Below are 20,411 nucleotides of genomic sequence, written 5' to 3' on the forward strand. Positions count from 1 at the left end.
CCTCATCTACATTAAAAAATTTTGCAGCACAAATACTTAACGCTACATTCTTAAGCTAGATAACAAGCAACAACAGTGCCAATTGTATAAGTAGTGTTAAAGGTAACTATCTTGATGAATACGTACAAAAAGTTTAGTGCCTACTTTACTGTAGTCTATTTTATATTCGCGGCCATCTAAGGCCTGGATAAACAGCAAACGTTTTTCTTCACCAAATACATCTACTGAACCTATATAAACTATTTCTAGGTATCGTTCTTTTGCCTCACGACGGTTTTTTGGCAATTCTTCTTTAAATGGCTCTAAACCATGTTGTGTTACTTTAATCTTAGGGTGAGTTTCAGAGTTTACGATCACTAAATCGAGTTTTTTTTCTTTGTGGATAATCGTATTTCTTCCACTTTTTATAAATGATCTTTCTTGACTCATCGCTTTATCCTACTAACGTCTACTTAGGCGCTTTTAGCCCTTTAATTGAGATTGAATAAACTGCTTGGGATTTTTTCGCCACCTATTAAGGTTATGACTAAAATCCCAAATACTTCGATCTAATACACTCGCAGGTAACAGCAAGTCATACCCTGTTAATTGCTGCAAATGCCGCATTCTATTTGCGAACATTGCAATTAGTCCATTAAAGTTGTGACCATTCAAAGAGGTATAAAAACTATCTTCTACCAACCATTCTGATGGGCAATTACCATTTTTGCAATGTTTTTGAACAACCTGCATAAATAAATGTCGCTGTTCTATCAATAATTTACCCGCAAGCCTTGGTGAAATATGCATTAAAAACTCATCGCGGTCATTAAGCATAATACCGACGGCATTTAACTCAAGGTACTCAACTCCGTGCTCAACTTTAGGAATGCCACTATGGTGCACATTTTCTCTATTGAGAGACCAAAAACCATACTTATGATGGTAAGTAAGTAGTTGTTCAGAAATAATTAAACTATAGAATGGTTCTTGCGTCTTTAAAAAGCCGACAAATACAGCGGCTAAACATAAACTAACTAAAAATATCTCGATAATACTAATTGCTCCAGGCCGCAGCTGGTTAAATAACATAATAAAGACAACACCAAACGCCCCTACAAGTAGAGTTTCAATGCCGTGTGAAGCACCTTGCGCTCTGAGTTTTAAAAGTAAGTTTGACTGTTCAACCATGACGATAAAATACCATATACAAAACAAACATAATTATAGCCCATATTATTAATTTGCGAATTTTCATGCAATACGGACAGCCAGTTTTAAATTTCATAGCATACATTTCTCTTTACAAAACAGGGACAAGTAACAAATTAACCTATATTTACGCCAAACTGACATATTTATGAGATACGCGACAACTTTTTCACGAGGTTATTTTGTACACTATAGCTAATTAATCTTCCGGTATAACTCAGATGTATTCAAAGCAATCAGGCAAGGCGCTATTTCCGTTTATTATTACCCTACTCTTAGGGTTATGTGTTTATCTTTATTTACCTAATAGCCAAGGCGAGCAATTAGGCTACACTCCTACTGCTACACAGGTAACAGCACATACTGTTGCAAGTGAAGAAAATGCTGTTTTGATTGAGGCTATCGGGAGTGCTCGAGCTAATCAAGCTATATATATCAAAAGCGCGCAAAGTGACTATGTGACTGACATTTTCTTTAATGATGGCGACTTAGTGAGTAAGGGTCAAAAGCTAGTACAACTACAATCTCAACAAGAACAACTAACCGTTGAAGAGCTGGCAATTAATTTACGTGAAGAAAAACGTCAACTAGAACGTTTAACTGAGTTATCACGCTCTCAAGCAACCGCAAAATCATTATTAGAAGAACAACTTTCTCGTGTTGATGCAACACAAGCGCAGCTAGAAAATGCTAAAACCAAATTAGCTGAAATGACTATCAAAGCACCTTTTTCAGGTATTTTAGGTAAACGTCAAATATCCATCGGTGCTTATGTTAGTAATAGCACAATCATTACCAGTTTAGATGATATAAGTATTATCAAAGTTGACTTTAAAGTCCCTGAGAAATACCTAGCGCAGTTAAATGTAGGTATGAAGGTCATGACACAAAACGATGCCTACCCAGAGAAGACATTTACCGGCAAAGTAACTCATGTTAGCGCACGAATAGATGCGGTTACTCGCAGTGTTGAGGTAACGGCTAGCTTTTCTAACAAATCAGGACTTTTACGCCCAGGTATGTTATTAAACACCGCGCTACAACTTAGCTCTAATCAAGCGATGATGGTGCCTGAAAAAGCAGTTATTCCGCAACAAGATAAACACTATGTTTTCCAAATTGAAGATGGTGTAGCAACAAAGGTTGAAGTGCATGTTGCAGGTCGTCATAACGGCTGGGTGGCAATAGATCAAGGGATCAGCAATGGTCAACAAGTTGTGACTGAAGGAATTATTAAAATTCGTTCAGGCAGTAAAGTAACAGTGAAGGGGTAACCTGTGAAAATTACTGATACTAGTGTTAAACGTCCCGTTTTTGCAATTGTAATAAACTTACTGCTACTAACGTTTGGTTTAGTGGCTTTTTCGATGTTACCACTGCGCGAATACCCTGATATTGAATCCCCTATAGTGAGTGTAAGCACTGACTACACAGGTGCTTCAGCTGAGATCATAGAAACCAAAATCACCCAAGTATTAGAAAATCGAATTTCGGGGATTGAAGGCATAAAGAGTATAAACTCATCAAGTAGGAATGGCCGCTCTAATATTACCATTGAGTTTAATATTAGCCGTGATATTGATGCTGCCTCAAACGATGTACGTGAACGTGTTGCCCGTGCACTGGATAGCTTGCCCGAACAAGTTCGACCACCGGAAGTATCTAAATCAAACAGCGATGAAAGCCCAATAGCCTGGTTTTTACTCAACAGCGATACCATGGACTCACTGCAACTATCTGATTACGCACAACGTTTCATTGTCGACCGCTTAGCGGTAGTTGATGGTGTCTCCAATGTGCGGGTAGGTGGTGAACGTAAATATGCAATGAAAATTTGGCTTAACCGCCAAGCTATGGCTGCGCGTGGTATTACCTCAAGCGATATTGAAAACACTCTGCGTACAGAAAATGTTGAGCTACCAGCTGGTGAAATTGAATCTATTGACCGTGACTTTACGGTACGTACTGCTCGTAGTTATAAAGAACAACGTGATTTTCAAAATCTGGTAATCAAACGCGGCGACGATGGCTATTTAGTTCGCCTTGGGGAAGTCGCTGATGTCCGTCTTGAAGCAGCTGACGATGAAAGTCTATTCCGTGGCAACGGTCGTAACATGGTAGGGCTTGGTATTGTAAAACAAGCAAAAGCGAATACGCTGACGGTTGTTGATAATGCTCGTGCAGAGCTTGAAAAAATCAAACGTAACTTGCCTGAAGGCACCACTATTCAAGATAGTTATGACTCATCGATATTTATTAAAGAATCAATAAACGAAGTTTACAGTACCTTAGCTATTTCAATGGCCTTAGTGGTATTAATTATCTTTTTATTCTTAGGAAATATTCGTGCTACCTTGATCCCGGCAGTAACAGTACCGGTCGCGTTAGTGGGTAGCTTTATGTTCTTACTCGCAATGGGTTATTCAATTAACTTATTAACGCTGTTGGCGCTCGTGTTAGCTATTGGTTTAGTGGTCGATGATGCCATTGTAATGTTAGAAAACATTCACCGTCGTATCGAATTAGGTGAGCCAGCCTTACTTGCCGCTTATCGCGGAGCCCGTGAAGTTGGTTTTGCAATTATTGCGACCACCTTGGTATTAATTTCGGTCTTTGTACCTTTAGTCTTTATGGATGGTCGTATTGGTGCATTATTTACTGAGTTTGCGATGGCAGTTAGCGCTGCGGTATTTTTCTCAAGTATTACGGCTTTAACTCTCTCCCCAGCCTTGTGCTCAAAAGTACTAAAACACTCAGACAAACCAAGTAAGTTTAACCAAGGGATGGACCGTTTATTCAGTAAAATTGAGCAAGGCTATCAAAACTCGCTGCGCTCAAATATGACCCGTTCAGGCGGCCTGACTTTAACTTTATTACTTGCTGGTTTTGCTAGTTATTTATTGTTCCAGCAAATACCATCAGAACTAACCCCTAAAGAAGACCGTGGTACATTCTTCATAATGATGAGCCCTCCTGAAGGCGCAAGCTATGAAAATAACGCCGAAAACATGGCGAAGATTGAAGAACGCTTAATGCCCTACTCTGAATCGGGAGAGCTTAGCCGGGTTTTAATTCGCGTTCCTGGTTGGGGCGGTAGTGGCGGTGTTGCGATTGTTGGCATGGCTGATTGGGATGAGCGTAAACGTTCAACCTGGGAAGTGATGGATGAAATCAGCGGTAAAATGACCGAAGTCACCGATGTACGTGCCTTTGCTATTATGCGACGCGGTATTGGCGGTGGTGGCTCCTCTCGACCCATTGAATTTGTTCTACAAGGCAACGACTACGATCAACTTGCTGATTGGCGCGACCGTATTATTGAACGCGCTGAGAAAAATCCAGGACTAGTACGCATTGATCATGATTATAAAGAAACGTTTCCACAATTCTTAATTAGTATTGATAAGAATAAAGCTGCCGATTTAGGTGTATCTGTATCGGATGTTGGCCGTACTCTTGAAACAATGCTGGGACAACGTCGTGTTACCACCTTTATCGACCGTGGTGAAGAGTACGACGTAATATTGAAAGGGACTAAGTCTGACTTTACAGATCCAACCGATATTTCAAACATTTACCTAAAGTCACGTAGTGGCGAATTAGTCCCTTTGGATAGCTTAATTAGCCTAAAAGAAGAAGCTACCGCATCAAGGTTAAATCGTTATAACCGTATGCGTGCTATTACATTGAGTGCCAACCTTGCCGATGGTTATACACTTGAACAAGCACTTAACTTTTTAAATAAAGTCGCAGCCGAAGAAAATGATATTGATGGCGCGGTAGATTATAAAGGTGAATCACAGTTATTTTACGAAGGTGCATCAGCCATGATCTATGTGTTTATTTTAGCACTGACGGTGACCTTTTTAGTGTTAGCTGCTCAATTTGAAAGCTTTGTACATCCTTTTGTTATAATGCTTACTGTACCGCTAGGACTCATGGGTGCCATGTTTGGCTTATGGGCGGCAGGTCTCACGCTTAATATTTACAGCCAAATAGGCATTGTAATGCTCATTGGCTTAAGTGCGAAAAATGGTATTTTAATTGTTGAATTTACCAACCAACTGCGTGATAAAGGTGTCGAATTTAGTGAAGCAATTATACAAGCAGCAAGCCAGCGTCTTCGCCCTATAATTATGACTTCATTAACCACGGTAATGAGTGCAGTGCCACTAGTACTTGCATCAGGCCCAGGCGCTGAAAGCCGTATGGTAATTGGTGTGGTTGTATTTACTGGGGTAATTGTAGCCACAGTACTTACCCTATTTGTTGTTCCAGCAGCATATTATGCATTAGCTCGTAATACGCAATCACCTGAGTTTTTACAGCAAAAACTTAACCAACAAGAAGCAGAAAAACCACTCAAAGAAGAACTTTAAGCGATATTCAGCGCTGATACAATCATATATCAGCGCTTCTCTTTTGTTTTCAAGAAATAAAAACCCACCTTACTCGTCCTTCTGATAGGCTGGGCATATTCGCTATTTAACGTTTTATGGAGTAAGTAATGAGCAAAATAATTGAAACAGCGACATTTGGCGGCGGTTGTTTTTGGTGTATTGATGCTGCATTTAGGCGCGTGGAAGGTGTTACTCATGTAAGCTCAGGCTACACAGGGGGCGAAACTGGTGAACCAACCTACCAACAGATATGTACAGGCCTAACAGGGCACGCTGAAGTGGTAAATATTGAATTTGATCGCTCTCAGATAAGCTATGAGCGCTTATTAGCTATGTTTTTCACCTTGCATGACGCAACTCAATTAAACCGCCAAGGTAACGATGTTGGCACACAATATCGCAGTGTGGTGTATTACCACAATAATGAGCAGCGTATCCAAACCATAGATTACATTACTAAACTACAAAGCCAGATACGTGAAGAAATAGTCACTGAGGTAAGCCCTGCAACTACTTTCTACCCAGCTGAGCAATATCATCAAGACTACTATGAGCAAAACCCAGAACAAGGTTATTGCAGCATATTAATTGCCCCCAAGTTACAACGTTTTGAAAAAGACTATAAACAGTTTTTAAAAGACTAAATTATTAAATAAAAAAGCCCGTTATGGATTAATCCGTAACGGGCTTTTTTATTTAGGGGTTGCAATTAACCAAAGCTCAGTTCACTAAATGTACTTAGAACTGATAACTTGCACCTGCAAAGAAGCGTCGTTCGGCCGTATTGTAGTAGAACACTTCGCCTGTCGTATAATCCATACTTGAATCAACTGCGTCATACTGCTTATCAAATAGATTTTCAACTCGTAAAGAAAAAGACAATGATTGGTTAAATTGGTAGTTTGCAGTTAAGTTCCATAAAGTATAGGAGCTAAGCTTTGTTACTTTACCTTGACGATCACTACGGTATTGCATGTTAAAACCCGCGTCGAAATCACCCCACTGTTTCGCAACAGACCAGTTTACTGTACGTGGCGAAACATAAACTTGCGCTGCACCCGTTTCTGTATTTTCAGCATCTAAATAAGTAAAATTAAATTGATTATCAAAACCAAGAACTGTATTAGCAAAACTAAACTCCACCCCTTCATGGCGTGCTTCATTGATATTTGCAGGTTGCCAATCTCCCGCTGCATTTGGAGCCCATGCAATTAGATTTTCAATATCATTTCTAAAGATAGATATATCAACTTTGGCTTGTGTAAAATCAAGCTTCAAGCCTAACTCCTGATTAACTGAAGTTTCCGGAACTAAATCAGGGTTGCCCGAGTAGGGATAATATAAATCATTGAAAGTTGGTGCTTTAAAACCAGTACTTTGACTCATTCTAAAGGTAGCGTTTTCATGTAAACGATAACCTGCAGCCGCAGTATAAGTTGTTTCATTTCCAAAATACTGATCATCATCATAACGTAAGGCAAAATTAGCGAGTACTCTCTCATTATCGTAGTAGGCACCCACAAAGCCTGCAAATACTTCACGATTATCTTTACTGTAATCACCAGAAGTTTCTGATATATCATCTTCGTACCAGTTAAGACCACCTGAAACATCAAACTCATCATTAATAGCATACAAGCCATTATAATCTATTTGTTCACGTTTAGTTTCAAACGCATCTATCACCGTTGCACCGGTATAGTCTACACGAGAGTTATCAGAGCCATCATTCGCTATTGCGATATCAATTGAGTGAGTTTGTTGCCCAAAGGATTTTTTCCAGCCAAGGCCTAACTGATAATTTTCAAACTCATTATTTTCAACGGTGCTATCAACTGGCGAAAACGCGCTATCATATTGAGCATAGCCCTCACTATATTGGCCTCGTGCTGTAATATCACCAAGTAAGTCATCGCCATACTGAATGTTAAAGCCTATATTTTTATTTTCATAGCCATCGTCATCCGGTGCTACGCCTTGTAATACATCAAAGCCATCTGTTTTTTCAAAACCAGCATTGAAGGAAGCTGTAACTTTATCTACAACAGTTGTTCCTGCAACCTGATAACTTTGATACGCATCAGAACCAAATGTTGCATCTAGAGTTAAGTCCTGAGCTTGTCGGGTAATAATATTGATTACACCTGCAAGTGCATCTGAGCCATACACAGCTGCACGCGAACCTTTAACTATTTCTATTCTTTCAATTGAATTTAGAGGAATATTGCTAATTGATTTGTAGCCTAGGGTGGCAGAACCAGTACGAATACCATCAACTAATATAAGTGTATGACGCGAGCTTGAACCACGCAGAGAGACACCTGAGCTTTGGCCAAATCCGCCATTAGAGTTAATTTGAAAGCCCGCTTGTGTTTCAAGTAAGCTCGGTAAGTCGCGTACATTACTTGTTTCAATATCACTACGCTCAATAACAGCAACACTGGCAAGAACCTCGTCAATTGATTGCTCAAATTTATTTGCTGTTACTGTAATACGTTCGATTGGTTGCTCTGCAGACACAGAAAAAGACAACGCAGCAGTGACAGCTACGCCTAGAGTTGATTTTTTTAGCATGATATCCCCTGACCCGTGCCCACCGCACAAGTAATAGTAAGTTTGTTTCAAGGCCGGTCTCCGGACTCTGCACTTAAAGCACATTACCGTTGCGGGGGCAGTGTTGGGATTATGCTCATCATGAGCATGCACCAACTTCCCGATTATCCTGCTACAAATTTCAATACCTTGAAACCTATACTGATGTATTTAGCAAGCACCTTGAAAATAGGTCGTTATTGTGATTATTTTAAGGATAAATGTCAATGGACGGCTATACATCTAAAGTTAGATTAGCGAGTTGGTTATTACTTATAAAAGGTGCGAGTTGGCGAGTTGGCGAGTTGGCGAGTTGGCGAGTTGGCGAGTTGGCGAGTTGGCGAGTTGGCGAGTTGGCGAGTTGGCGAGTTGGCGAGTTGGCGAGTTGGCGAGTTGGCGAGTTGGCGAGTTGGCGAGTTGGCGAGTTGGCGAGTTGGCGAGTTGGCGAGTTGGCGAGTTGGCGAGTTGGCGAGTTGGCGAGTTGGCGAGTTGGCGAGTTGGCGAGTTGGCGAGTTGGCGAGTTGGCGAGTTGGCGAGTTGGCGAGTTGGCGAGTTGGCGAGTTGGCGAGTTGGCGAGTTGGCGAGTTGGCGAGTTGGCGAGTTGGCGAGTTGGCGAGTTGGCGAGTTGGCGAGTTGGCGAGTTGGCGAGTTGGCGAGTTGGCGAGTTGGCGAGTTGGCGAGTTGGCGAGTTGGCGAGTTGGCGAGTTGGCGAGTTGGCGAGTTGGCGAGTTGGCGAGTTGGCGAGTTGGCGAGTTGGCGAGTTGGCGAGTTGGCGAGTTGGCGAGTTGGCGAGTTGGCGAGTTGGCGAGTTGGCGAGTTGGCGAGTTGGCGAGTTGGCGAGTTGGCGAGTTGGCGAGTTGGCGAGTTGGCGAGTTGGCGAGTTGGCGAGTTGGCGAGTTGGCGAGTTGGCGAGTTGGCGAGTTGGCGAGTTGGCGAGTTGGCGAGATGGCGAGTTGGCGAGTTGGCGAGTTGGCGAAAAGTATTAGCGTAACTTTACTTCAAAGCAACTAAATTGGAGATAATTATTATCTTTTAATACTAAAAACAAAAACCGCAACAAGTGCGGTTTTTTATGATTTATTTTAGCTTTTTAACTTATAAACCAGCACGATCTTTAATTACTGGAATAAGTGCAGAACCGCCATGGCCATTTGATTCAGCCCAGGCTATATCGGCACCATCTGATAATGAGCTTTTAGATAGATTTTTAACTACATACTCACCCGCATCAACTGCATTACTAGCAATTGCATGGCGTAATAAATTGTTACCGTTACATAAAACTGCATCATAAATATTACGAATTTTTACACGAGAGCTTTTTAGCTTACTGCGAAGACGGTTTTTATCGTCTGCCGCGATATACTCACAAATTGACACAGCTAATTGATCATCAGCTTTAACCGGGGCGCTAAAAGCCACCGAACCAGAAATAACAGCAGTAACAACTAGTAATGTTGATAATTTAACCATTTGACACCCTTGAGTAATACTTTTTACCTACGCTTGTTGGTTATTATTGTACCAATCTATAAGTTTAAGCGCAATAATGTTACTCAACTTTATCCAAGGTTACGAATTTATACTGATGTAAATTCTTATCATCAGGGTTATTAATTTGCTCTTCAACCACCTGCCAATTAGCAATTTTTTCATAGTCAGGAAACTGAGTATCTCCTGTAACATCAAGATTTATAAAAGTTAAATACAGTGTGCTTGCTTGTGATAAAAACTGCTGATAGATATTTCCACCACCAATAATCATCACTTCTTCACAGTCTTTAACCAGCAATAACGCTTCTTCTGGCGATGTTACTACTTCAACCCCTTGCGCACTGTATTGAGTATTACGACTAATAATAATATTTTTTCTGCCTGGCAATGGACGACCGATCGACTCAAATGTTTTACGACCCATGATCACAGGCTTACTCATAGTCACACTTTTAAAATGTTGTAAATCAGCAGGTAAATGCCAAGGCATTTTATTATCTTGGCCAATAATACGATTGTTCGCCATGGCTGCAATCATTGAAATCTTCACAGTAATCACCTAATACTTTATAACTAAACAAGAAAAAAGGAGCATTTGCTCCTTTTTAAAACCTATACGCTACTAACGTTCGTAGACAACTTCAACATCATAGTCATCTTCGTCCCAGTCTTCCCAATCATCATCATCGCTATTTTTAGTTGCATCTTTATGGTAGGTATCCCACTTAAATTCAACTTCTTCATCTTCGATTGGTACAAACTTCTCTTTAGGCATACTATCAAGTAACGCCATAATATCGTGACAAAGTGCTTGTGTATTTTGCTTATTAACGGCTGAGATACGGTAAATATTTGTTTCTTCACCTAGCTCTTCTGCAATTTGTTCACACAATGCTTGCGCTTCGTCTTCTGGGAGTAAGTCAATCTTATTAAACACCAGCCAGCGCGGTTTCTCTGCAAGTTTAGGGCTATATTGATGTAACTCATTAATAATGGCAAACGCATTATCAACAGGACTAGAACCATCCACAGGCATTATGTCGATGATATGCAATAATACACGACAACGCTCTAGGTGTTTTAAGAACCGAATACCTAAACCAGCACCATCTGAGGCACCTTCAATTAGACCTGGAATATCAGCAATAACAAATGACTTATTCGCATCAGGACGTACTACACCTAAGTTTGGTATTAGCGTCGTAAACGGGTAATCAGCTACTTTTGGTTTTGCAGCAGATACACTGCGAATAAAGGTTGATTTACCTGCATTTGGCAAACCTAGTAAACCCACATCGGCAAGTAGCATTAGTTCAAGTTTAAGCATACGCACTTCGCCAGGCGTGCCTAATGTCTTTTGACGTGGTGCACGGTTAGTACTTGATTTAAAACGTGCGTTTCCTAAGCCATGAAAACCACCTTTAGCGACAACTAAACGTTGGCCATCTTGTGTTAAATCACCTAAAGATTCCTGAGTATCAACGTCTGTTACACGCGTTCCTACTGGTACTTTAATGTATAGGTCTTCACCTTTTTTACCGGTACAATTACGGCTTTGCCCATTAGTACCACGCTCAGCACGATGAAAGCGCTCAAACTGATAATCGATTAAGGTATTTAAGTTTTCATCTGCTTGTAGATAAACACTGCCACCATCGCCGCCATCGCCGCCATCTGGGCCACCATCTGGGACATACTTTTCACGACGGAAAGACACGATACCACTGCCACCGTCACCAGCTTCTGCGCGAATTTCTACTTCATCTACAAACTTCATGATTACTCACTTTAGGATTGGCTTGTTAATTACTCTATTATATACCCAAGTGGCCTATAGAGCACACTATGTGTAAGAACACTTGGGTATATATTCTCAAGGCTTAAAACAAAAAACCCCGCAAAGGCGGGGTTTTTTAAGAACCGGCTCTGATTACTCAGATACGATGCTTACGTATTTACGGTTTAAAGGACCTTTTTGTTCAAACTGAACTTTACCATCTGCTTTCGCGAAGATAGTGTGGTCTTTACCGATACCTACGTTTGCGCCTGCGTGAAAACGAGTTCCACGTTGACGTACAATGATGCTACCCGCTAGAACTGATTCGCCACCAAAACGCTTAACACCTAGGCGTTTGCTTTCTGAATCGCGACCGTTACGAGTACTACCAGCTGCTTTTTTATGTGCCATTTCTAAGTACCTCTAATTAAGCGCTAATGCCAGTGATTTTAACTTCTGTGAACCATTGACGATGGCCCATTTGCTTACGAGAATGCTTACGGCGTCTAAATTTTACAACCTTAATTTTCTCACCGCGACCATGTGAAACAACCTCAGCTGTTACTTTACCACCGCTTACGAACGGTACACCGATCTCGATTTTCTCACCATCAGCAACTAAAAGTACTGAATCAAATTCAACTGCTGCACCAGTTTCAACGTCTAATTTCTCAAGACGAATTGTTTGACCTTCAGTCACACGGTGCTGTTTACCACCACTTTGGAAAACCGCGTACATAATTAACTCCGTCTGTGCGCCCTCAAATCGACGCAACTAAAATATTCTTCAATAGGGCGCGAAGTTTACGCTAATGCGTAAAAACTAGCAAGCCTGTTTTTTAATTAAATGAATAAAAAATAGCTGCATTGAGAGCAATTCAATATTTTCACCTATTTTATATTAAATTACCGTTATGCCAAGCGCTTTTTAACACATGGTGACAAATAAATTACAGCTTATGCAAAGTCATCATCAGAATAAAAAATAACCATGTGAATTATCGCTATTTTTAACTTTCCCCTAGCTAAACGAGTTAAAAGTGCACTTTAAACCTATTTTTTCAGTGAATTGTCACAAAATATCGAGCGGACGCGTTTTTTGTTGTACAATCGGCTACGTATACCCATTAAAATTGGCTCGGAGATCAATGGATATAAAAGCTATCCAGGCGTTAATCGAAAACGATATGAATGACGTCAATCAACTTATTCACACACAAATGCGTTCTGATGTCGCGTTAGTTAATCAACTTGGCTTATATATAGTAAATAGTGGCGGCAAGCGCGTTCGTCCTATGTTAGCTATTTTAGCAGCAAGAGCACTTGGCTATAAAGGTTCAGATCACATTACTTTAGCGACCATCGTGGAGTTTATTCATACCGCAACCTTATTACATGATGATGTTGTTGATGAATCAAACCTGCGACGCGGTACACCCACTGCGAATGCTGAATTTGGTAATGCTGCCAGTGTGCTGGTAGGTGACTTTATTTATACTCGCTCATTTCAGCTCATGGTGGGTATAGGCAAGATGCAAGTCATGCAAATACTCGCAGATGCAACCAATGTCATCGCTGAAGGTGAGGTATTGCAATTAATGAACTGCAATGACCCAGATACCAGCGAAGACAGTTATATGCAGGTCATCTACTCTAAAACAGCAAAGTTGTTTGAAGCAGCTACAGGACTTGCTGCCGTTATAACAGAACAAGACGATACGGTTCTAAAAGCACTAAACCTTTACGGTATGCATTTAGGTACTGCATTTCAATTAGTAGACGATGTACTTGATTACAATGCTGATGCTGAACAGTTAGGCAAAAATATTGGCGATGATCTCGCTGAAGGTAAACCTACCCTGCCACTTATTTATGCAATGCAGCAAGGCAATGCAGAGCAGGTTCAGCTAATCCGTGATGCCATAGAGCACAGCAACGGAATGGATCACTTAGAGGCTATATTAACAGCGTTACGAGAAACAAACGCATTAGAATTTACTATGAACAAAGCAGATGAAGAAGCCGATAAAGCCATCGCTTGTTTATCTGTGTTAGCTGATTCGCCTTATAAAGAAGCGTTAGTTAGCCTAGCCCGTATTGCGGTTGACCGAAACCACTAAAAACACGCATTAAGATACATAACACTTCGAGCATAAAAAAAGCCTGCAAAAGCAGGCTTTTTTATTACCGCCAACTACTTGGCAGTAATAACAAGATTATGCGTTGATGAAATCAACACCTTCTTGAATGTCTTTTTTCAGTGTATCTAACATATCGTTTTTAGCTTGTTGCTCAAACGCACTTAGCTCACCATAAGAAAGAATTTCTTCTACGCCGTTTTTACCTAAACGTACAGGGTGTGCAAAGTATTCTGCATCACCATCTTCAATAGCTACGTAAGCGTAATCTACAACGTCTTCGCCTTGTAAGCCCTTAACTAGAGACATACAAAAACGAGCTGCTGCAGCACCCATTGATAATGTAGCTGAACCGCCACCCGCTTTAGCATTTACAACTTCAGTACCTGCATTTTGGATACGTGGAGTAAGTGCAGCAACTTCTTCATCAGTAAAAGTAACGCCTTCAACTTGAGAAAGTAGCGGTAGGATAGTTGTGCCTGAGTGACCACCAATAACAGGTACTTTAACTGAAGCAACATCAACACCTTTAAGCTCAGCAATAAATGCTTCTGAACGAATTACGTCAAGTGTTGTAATACCGAAAACACGGTTTGCATCATAAGTACCCGCTTTTTTGAATACTTCCGCAACGATTGGCACAGTGCCGTTTACAGGGTTAGTGATGATACCCACTAATGCTTTAGGGCAGTTAGCAACAATACCTTCAGCTAATGTTTTGATGATTCCAGCATTTACGTTGAATAAATCAGCACGATCCATACCTGGCTTACGTGGCATACCAGCAGGGATAAGTACAATATCACAACCAGTTAGCGCTTGATCTAATGCGTCAGCACCGAAACCTGCAACTTTAACATCTGTTGGGATGTGAGAAAGGTCAACAGCAACACCAGGAACAACTGGCGCAACGTCATATAGTGATAATTCAGAACCAGCTGGTAAACCTGTTTTTAATAATAAAGACAACGCTTGGCCGATACCGCCTGCAGCACCTAATACAGCAACTTTCATGGGAATTCTCCGTAATTTAAGGTAGAAAATATTTGTGGCACTAAGATAAAGAAATTAGCGCCTAAAAACAAATTTATCCTGCTTATTTTGCATATAATTTCGACCATAGTTGTAAATAAACTGTTCTATCGACAAAAGCATACCTCAAACAGCAACTTATTAGCTCTATTCACTAATAAAAACAACTACTGCATAAATATTCATTTTTGTGTAGAATTTAGGACATCAAACAACAAAACAGAAAATTGACATGCAACCACAAGATAAGCAAGAAGCGTTAGTTAAAGCCTTTAAATCACTTTTAAAAGAAGAAAACTTTGGTTCTCAAGGCGAAATTGTTGATGCCTTAAAAGAGCAAGGCTTTGATAATATAAGCCAAAGTAAAGTCTCACGCATGTTAAGTAAGTTTGGTGCAGTACGAACCCGTAACGCAAAACAAGAAATGGTTTACTGCTTGCCTGCAGAAATGGGTGTACCCACAGCAAAAAGCCCGCTACGCCAGCTGGTTATTGATATTATGCATAACGAAATGATGATCATTATTCGTACCAGCCCAGGTGCCGCACAGTTAATTGCTCGCTTGCTCGACTCTTTAGGTAAAGCCGATGGTGTGTTAGGCACCATTGCTGGCGACGATACAATATTTATTGCTCCAGCAAAAATATCTGAAATAGATGTCACACTAGAGCGTGTACGCATCTTATTCGATACCGTTTAAAGTTGTTTTAAAAAGTTAATTGATGGGGCGAAAAAAGCAGAGCCCATATCGGCTTGCGTAAAGTCGAGCCAATGGTCGTAGCAATCGCCCTGCCCTAACCTACTTTTTAATACTGTTTCAAATGCATCGCCTTGCGCTGCACAGCTAATCGATAAAATTCCTTGCTCATAAACATCACCATAAGGCATGCTTTGGCTTAACAATAACGCCTGACCGTGCTCATCTTTGAGCTCAGTACGTACCGCATGGCTCGTATCAACGCTAGGCTCTAATAAGTTATTATCTAACCGAGTACGCCCCATTATTTGTTCTTGCTCATTGAGCGATAAATGCTGCCAAACACTTAGGTCATGCTTATAGCGTTGAACATGGATATAACTGCCTTGATCTTCAAAATGCCCAGGGTTATTTACCAACGCCGTAACACGCTTTTGTCGGCCATGGGGAGTATTTTCACCTAAAATAAAGCCATTAAAATCGCGACCATCTAAAAACCGAAAATTACGCACTTGTTCAACTAATTCAACATCAGGAGCGAACAACTGCAGTATTTGTAACGCAAAAAGGTGGTTTACATCTTCCCGATCAGAACGCATTTGTACAAATAAATCAAAAGGTTGAGCTCCCACAACATGATCGTTATGAGTGATATTCGGAAAGCTTTGAAGTTGACTTGGGATAAATTCTGGCAGTATATGCGGCCAGTACTGTGCACCTACAGCAACAAAACTAGATAGCATTGATTCTGAAAATTGATCGGCAAACTCATCCTGAATAGCACTAACTCGCTTTAATTTTTTGCGTAGTGACTCATCATGACCATCAAATACATTAAAAAACAAATGCAAACCGTGTAAGTTTGCTTCAGCACAAATCCCTGATTGCGCTTGCGCCATGGAAAATCCTTAACTTAAATTGGACACAGCTTTAATTATTTATCAGTAAAAAAATTTACCGTGTGTGGTTTTATTTTTATTGTAACTAGGTCATTTATATCAAATGACTGCGCTAGTTCAGCGGCAACTTCAATCTCTTGCTCATTCACGACTACTTTATAAACATAGCTTGAACCAATAAAACGACGGCTTAGCACCTTAACTGTTTGCTCACATTGCACCGAGGCCGGCGTTAGAGTTAAATGATGCGGGCGAATATATAGCTGTCCACTATCAGTGCTATGGTGATGCGCAATAAGCGATTCGACCACTCCGTAGCATGTCGAATATTCAGTCGCCGTTAATACATCTGCATTTAAGTATATGCCCTGACCTAGAAACTCTGCAACCACCTTTGAGTTTGGAGCGCTAAAAAGCTGCTCTGGCGTGCCTTGTTGTGCAATTTTACCTCGATGCATAACAGCCAACGTATCAGAAAACGCAAATGCCTCTTCTTTTGAGTGGGTAACAAACACGGCTGAAACCTGCTGATTTTTAATAATGCGGCGAATATCAGCAATTAATTCAAAACGAACTTGAGTGTCTATATTTGAAAAAGGTTCATCAAGCAACAGTAAGCTTGGCTTATAAGCCAATGCCCTAGCAATAGCAACTCTTTGCTGCTGTCCTCCTGATAACTGATGTGGAAAACGCATGGCACAACCTTGCAACTGCACTAACTCAAGCATTTCGTCAACACGTTGCTGCTTTTGGCTTTTACTCATTTTAGCTAAGCCAAATCCAATGTTATCTGCAACTGTTAAATGCGGGAACAACGCATAATCTTGAAACATCATGCCAATATTACGATGCTCAGGTGCTAAAAAAGTATCCTCATCAGAAACCAACTTAGTATCAATGAACACCTTACCTTGGTTAGCAGTAACAATACCCGCAATCGCTTTTAAAGTGGTTGTTTTACCACAACCGCTTGGTCCAAGCAGACAAACAATTTCATCTTTTTCAACAGTTAAATTTAAATGTTCGATCACTGCAGTGTCATTATATTGATACGATAAATTTTCTAAAATTAAACTACTCATTTAACTGTGTTGCTCCATTGAGCGATTAACAAAATACAAAGGCACTAAGCCTACCACGACAATAGCAAGCGCAGAGATAGACGCCAGCTCCAATTGCTCATCACTGACATATTGGAACACATGTGTCGCCAGAGTTTCAAAATTGAATGGTCTGAGCAGTAAAGCAGCTGGTAGCTCTTTCATACATTCAATAAACACTAATAAGCCTGCGGTTAAAATTCCACGTCGTAATAAAGGAATATGTACTTTGCGTAACGTTTGCCCATAGCTTTTCCCCATAGATTGACTTGCCATATCAAGCGATGGACTAATTCGCATAAAACTCGCTTCAACAGCACCGTGCGCGATTGCGTAAAAGCGCACCACATAGGCAAAGATTATGGCAAATAACGTTCCACTAAGCAGCAACCCTGGTACAGCCCCAAAAGGCTCTAACCAAGTATTAAGGCGGTCATCAAGTAAGGTTAAAGGTAGTAGTGCAGCAATTGCTAAAACAGTGCCAGGTAATGCATAACCCGTACTGGCTAAGCGCCCTGGTACAAGTGAATATTGTTGTGTACTAATTCGCTGATAAAACACCACCAACAAGCTTAAAATAATAGTGATCACACACACAATGCCGGCAACTTTAAAACTTTGCCAGGCGTACAAGAAGAACGCGTCATTCCACGCTTGCTCGGCATACGCAAATGCATAATTGATCAACACCGCAACAGGTAGTACAAAGGCAAAAAATAACACCGCACAACAAAACAAGGTTGCCGACCAAGCTGCCTTCCCCTTTAAGCTGTAGAGGGTTTCACTGTTAACCCCAGACTGGCGCTCAAATACAGCTTGTTTTCGACGGCTAAAACGCTCTACCATCAATGCTAAAAATAGTATTAACAACATAATACCTGAAATTTTTGCCGCTGCAGTTAATGAGTAATAACCAAGCCAAGTGTCGTACACAGCTGTTGTTAGTGTACTGACTGAAAAATAGTTAACTGTGGCAAAATCTGCCATCGTTTCCATGCTTATTAAGGTAAGCCCAGCCACTATTGCACCACGAGCAAGGGGTAAGCTCACACGGTAAAAGCTTTGCAAAGGAGACAAACCCATACCTTGGCTTGCCTGAACTAATTTAAATGATTGTTCGCGTAATGCGGTTTTAAAAATTAAATAAAGGTATGGGTAAAGCACCAGTGCAATCATCATAATTGCACCAGGCAAAGTACGAATATCAAAAAACCAGTAATCATCGGGTGATTGCCAAGCAAACCAATTTCGCAGCGCTATTTGTATAGGGCCTGCGTAATCAAATAAATCAGTGTAAACATAGGCAATGATGTAGGTTGGCATAGCAAGAGGCAACATTAACGCCCATTCAAACTGCTTTCTACCTGGAAAGCTACAATAGGCTGTAAGCCAAGCTAATGGCAATGCAAGTGCACAACTCACTACGCACACCCCCACAATAAGCACTAATGTATTGCGAGTGTAATCCCATAATACGGTATTCCAAAGGTGGCTAAAAACATCTGAGTCGCCTTGCAGCGACTCGAAAAGTAAAAAGCATAATGGGGTTACTAATGTAAGGCCAATAACCCATGCAAAAAGCTGCCATCGAGACAGCGGAGATTGAAAACTCATTAAAGGTCGAACTTCACCTCATCAATTAACTTAAGCGCTAACGGACGATATTTGCTAATTTCATCAAGTGGTAAACTGTCTTCCTTAAAGCGACCCCATGATGCTACTAAGCTTGATAATTCCACACCTGGCTTAACCGGATATTCCATATTGACCGAGGCATACATATTTTGCGCTTTATTGTCAGTCATATACTCTATTAGTTTCAAGGCATTTTCAGGGTTTTTAGCATACTTGGTCAATACGACACCCGAGACATTAATATGTGAGCCTCTATTATCTTGGTTGGGGAAGTTGATACTCACTGCATCGGCCCATGGTTTTTGCGCCGGGTCTTGGATCATTTTGCCAAGATAATAGCTGTTGCCTAATGCTAAATCACACAATCCTTCTTTAACAGCCTTAACCTGAGCGCGATCATTACCTTGTGGTTTTCGTGCAAGGTTAACTTTTACTCCCTCAAGCCATTGCTTAGCTTTAGCTTCTCCATGATACGCTATCATAGATGCCACTAACCCTAAGTTATAAGGATGTTTACCTGAGCGAGTGCACAGCTTGCCTTTATATTTAGGATCAACTAACTCTTCGTAGCTTAAATGTGGCAACGCGCCAATTCGCTCTTTAGACGAGTAAACATTACGCACACGTTTAGTTAGTGCAATCCATTGTCCTTCATCATCACGAAACTTAGCTGGTACATTATTATTAACCGTGTCACTACTAATAGTTTGGGTTAAATCCAGTTCATCTAACTGGACTAGATCACTAAAATTGGACGTTAGCACTAAATCGGCCGGGCTATGCTTACCTTCACGCTTCACTCGCTCAATCAGCCCTTTTTTAGCAAATACTACATTAGTTTTAATACCTGTCTGTTTAGTAAAGTCATCCAAAATCGGCTGAATTAAAAACGATTGACGAAAAGAATATATATTAACGGCATCATCAGCCAGAACAGGAGCTGACACTGTAAACCCAAGTAAAATAGCGAGTGTTTTTCTCATAAGTATTTTCATCTAAATAGTAATTATTATCAGCAAATAATACCTTTTCCCTATAAAAAGTGCACCCACTATCTAAGTTAAAGAGATAAGAGGAAATTACTTGTGAGATATATCTTACGATACTGACAGCTAATGAGTATAAACAACAGGACAAACGTCTCAAAAACCAACTAACCCATTGTTAATAAAGAACTTATAAACATCTAATAAGAGACAGCCTAATTTTAAGTGTAATTAGATGCCTATTTTGTTTGCTTAAACGCTCTATACTTACTTCATCGGTTAAGCAAACAGGCTTTAATGAGTAAACGGACAAGGAATGATTACTCAGCAACCTCGGATTAAGGTTACGTTAGGAAAATAAGGACTCACGGACAGGCTCAGGATGGGTAACACAAAGGATAGTACACACACGGACAGCGTCAAGATGATGCGAAATGGATGAACAACAGGGCTCGAAAGAGAGTTGTTAT

19 protein-coding genes and 1 riboswitch are annotated in these 20,411 nt (G+C 40.6%); of the genes, 6 read left to right on the forward strand and 13 right to left on the reverse strand.

The features are described from left to right. Positions 1-96 precede the first annotated feature (96 nt). Positions 97-429 carry a hypothetical protein gene (locus B5G52_RS02135; RefSeq protein ID WP_087531057.1) on the reverse strand — a complete coding sequence of 111 codons (333 nt, stop codon included), beginning with the start codon at positions 427-429 and terminating at the stop codon, positions 97-99. A 33-nt stretch (positions 430-462) separates the two neighbouring features. Continuing rightward, entirely contained in the window at positions 463-1,170 is a 708-nt protein-coding gene (locus tag B5G52_RS02140; RefSeq protein WP_087531058.1) for a DUF2982 domain-containing protein, read from the reverse strand. Positions 1,171-1,412: 242 nt separating this feature from the next. Between B5G52_RS02140 and B5G52_RS02145 the strand changes: the two genes are divergently transcribed. The 3 genes from B5G52_RS02145 to msrA all read left to right on the forward strand — a co-directional run bounded on the left by B5G52_RS02145 (position 1,413) and on the right by msrA (position 6,235). Continuing rightward, positions 1,413-2,465, forward strand: coding sequence for an efflux RND transporter periplasmic adaptor subunit (locus B5G52_RS02145; RefSeq protein WP_087531059.1), 1,053 nt, complete (start codon positions 1,413-1,415; stop codon positions 2,463-2,465). A 3-nt stretch (positions 2,466-2,468) separates the two neighbouring features. Then, positions 2,469-5,570: an efflux RND transporter permease subunit gene (locus B5G52_RS02150; RefSeq protein WP_087531060.1), complete on the forward strand. Its 3,102-nt coding sequence runs from the start codon at positions 2,469-2,471 to the stop codon at positions 5,568-5,570. A gap of 128 nt (positions 5,571-5,698) precedes the next feature. Further along, positions 5,699-6,235 (forward strand): peptide-methionine (S)-S-oxide reductase MsrA, encoded by a 537-nt coding sequence (gene msrA, locus B5G52_RS02155; protein ID WP_087531061.1) that lies wholly within the window; start codon positions 5,699-5,701, stop codon positions 6,233-6,235. A 94-nt stretch (positions 6,236-6,329) separates the two neighbouring features. On the opposite strand, the gene B5G52_RS02160 is transcribed toward msrA, so the two are convergent. Next, positions 6,330-8,165 (reverse strand): TonB-dependent receptor, encoded by a 1,836-nt coding sequence (locus B5G52_RS02160; RefSeq protein WP_087531062.1) that lies wholly within the window; start codon positions 8,163-8,165, stop codon positions 6,330-6,332. A gap of 33 nt (positions 8,166-8,198) precedes the next feature. Then, positions 8,199-8,351, reverse strand: a riboswitch (cobalamin riboswitch). A gap of 59 nt (positions 8,352-8,410) precedes the next feature. On the opposite strand from B5G52_RS02160, the gene B5G52_RS22155 reads away from it, so the two are divergent. Then, positions 8,411-9,169 carry a hypothetical protein gene (locus B5G52_RS22155; protein ID WP_217896155.1) on the forward strand — a complete coding sequence of 253 codons (759 nt, stop codon included), beginning with the start codon at positions 8,411-8,413 and terminating at the stop codon, positions 9,167-9,169. Positions 9,170-9,278: 109 nt separating this feature from the next. On the opposite strand, the gene B5G52_RS02180 is transcribed toward B5G52_RS22155, so the two are convergent. The 5 genes from B5G52_RS02180 to rplU form a co-directional block, all read right to left on the reverse strand. Next, positions 9,279-9,656, reverse strand: a complete 378-nt coding sequence (locus tag B5G52_RS02180; RefSeq protein WP_087531063.1) for a DUF3718 domain-containing protein — start codon at positions 9,654-9,656, stop codon at positions 9,279-9,281. Positions 9,657-9,735: 79 nt separating this feature from the next. Further along, on the reverse strand, positions 9,736-10,227 hold the full coding sequence (gene folA / locus B5G52_RS02185; protein WP_176372482.1) for a type 3 dihydrofolate reductase: 492 nt from the start codon (positions 10,225-10,227) through the stop codon (positions 9,736-9,738). A 72-nt stretch (positions 10,228-10,299) separates the two neighbouring features. Next, positions 10,300-11,454: an Obg family GTPase CgtA gene (gene cgtA / locus B5G52_RS02190; protein WP_087531065.1), complete on the reverse strand. Its 1,155-nt coding sequence runs from the start codon at positions 11,452-11,454 to the stop codon at positions 10,300-10,302. Positions 11,455-11,607: 153 nt separating this feature from the next. Then, the gene (gene rpmA / locus B5G52_RS02195; protein WP_087531066.1) at positions 11,608-11,865 is read right to left on the reverse strand and encodes a 50S ribosomal protein L27; all 258 of its coding nucleotides are present in this window, start codon (positions 11,863-11,865) and stop codon (positions 11,608-11,610) included. Between the two features lie 16 nt (positions 11,866-11,881). Then, complete coding sequence (gene rplU, locus B5G52_RS02200; protein ID WP_087531067.1) at positions 11,882-12,193, reverse strand: 50S ribosomal protein L21; 312 nt, start codon at positions 12,191-12,193, stop codon at positions 11,882-11,884. 409 nt (positions 12,194-12,602) lie between these two features. Between rplU and ispB the strand changes: the two genes are divergently transcribed. Beyond that, complete coding sequence (ispB, locus tag B5G52_RS02205) at positions 12,603-13,574, forward strand: octaprenyl diphosphate synthase (protein ID WP_087531068.1); 972 nt, start codon at positions 12,603-12,605, stop codon at positions 13,572-13,574. A gap of 96 nt (positions 13,575-13,670) precedes the next feature. On the opposite strand, the gene mdh is transcribed toward ispB, so the two are convergent. Continuing rightward, positions 13,671-14,606 (reverse strand): malate dehydrogenase, encoded by a 936-nt coding sequence (gene mdh, locus B5G52_RS02210; protein WP_087531069.1) that lies wholly within the window; start codon positions 14,604-14,606, stop codon positions 13,671-13,673. Positions 14,607-14,856: 250 nt separating this feature from the next. Here mdh and argR point away from each other — a divergent pair, with 250 nt between their 5' ends. Beyond that, on the forward strand, positions 14,857-15,324 hold the full coding sequence (gene argR, locus B5G52_RS02215; protein ID WP_006794541.1) for a transcriptional regulator ArgR: 468 nt from the start codon (positions 14,857-14,859) through the stop codon (positions 15,322-15,324). Here argR and B5G52_RS02220 read toward each other — a convergent pair. The 4 genes from B5G52_RS02220 to B5G52_RS02235 are packed head-to-tail and all read right to left on the reverse strand — an operon-like array spanning position 15,321 to position 19,938. After that, positions 15,321-16,220: a Dyp-type peroxidase gene (locus tag B5G52_RS02220; protein WP_087531070.1), complete on the reverse strand. Its 900-nt coding sequence runs from the start codon at positions 16,218-16,220 to the stop codon at positions 15,321-15,323. The genes argR and B5G52_RS02220 overlap by 4 nt on opposite strands. Before the next feature lie 35 nt (positions 16,221-16,255). Continuing rightward, positions 16,256-17,302, reverse strand: a complete 1,047-nt coding sequence (locus B5G52_RS02225) for an ABC transporter ATP-binding protein (RefSeq protein WP_087531071.1) — start codon at positions 17,300-17,302, stop codon at positions 16,256-16,258. Beyond that, positions 17,303-18,934, reverse strand: a complete 1,632-nt coding sequence (locus tag B5G52_RS02230; protein ID WP_087531072.1) for an iron ABC transporter permease — start codon at positions 18,932-18,934, stop codon at positions 17,303-17,305. Beyond that, a complete protein-coding gene (locus B5G52_RS02235) occupies positions 18,934-19,938 on the reverse strand; it encodes a Fe(3+) ABC transporter substrate-binding protein (RefSeq protein ID WP_087531185.1) in 1,005 nt (334 codons plus the stop codon). The genes B5G52_RS02230 and B5G52_RS02235 overlap by 1 nt, the downstream gene beginning before the upstream one ends. Positions 19,939-20,411 lie beyond the last annotated feature (473 nt).

Source organism: Pseudoalteromonas sp. A601, assembly GCF_002165575.1.
Classification (GTDB): domain Bacteria; phylum Pseudomonadota; class Gammaproteobacteria; order Enterobacterales; family Alteromonadaceae; genus Pseudoalteromonas.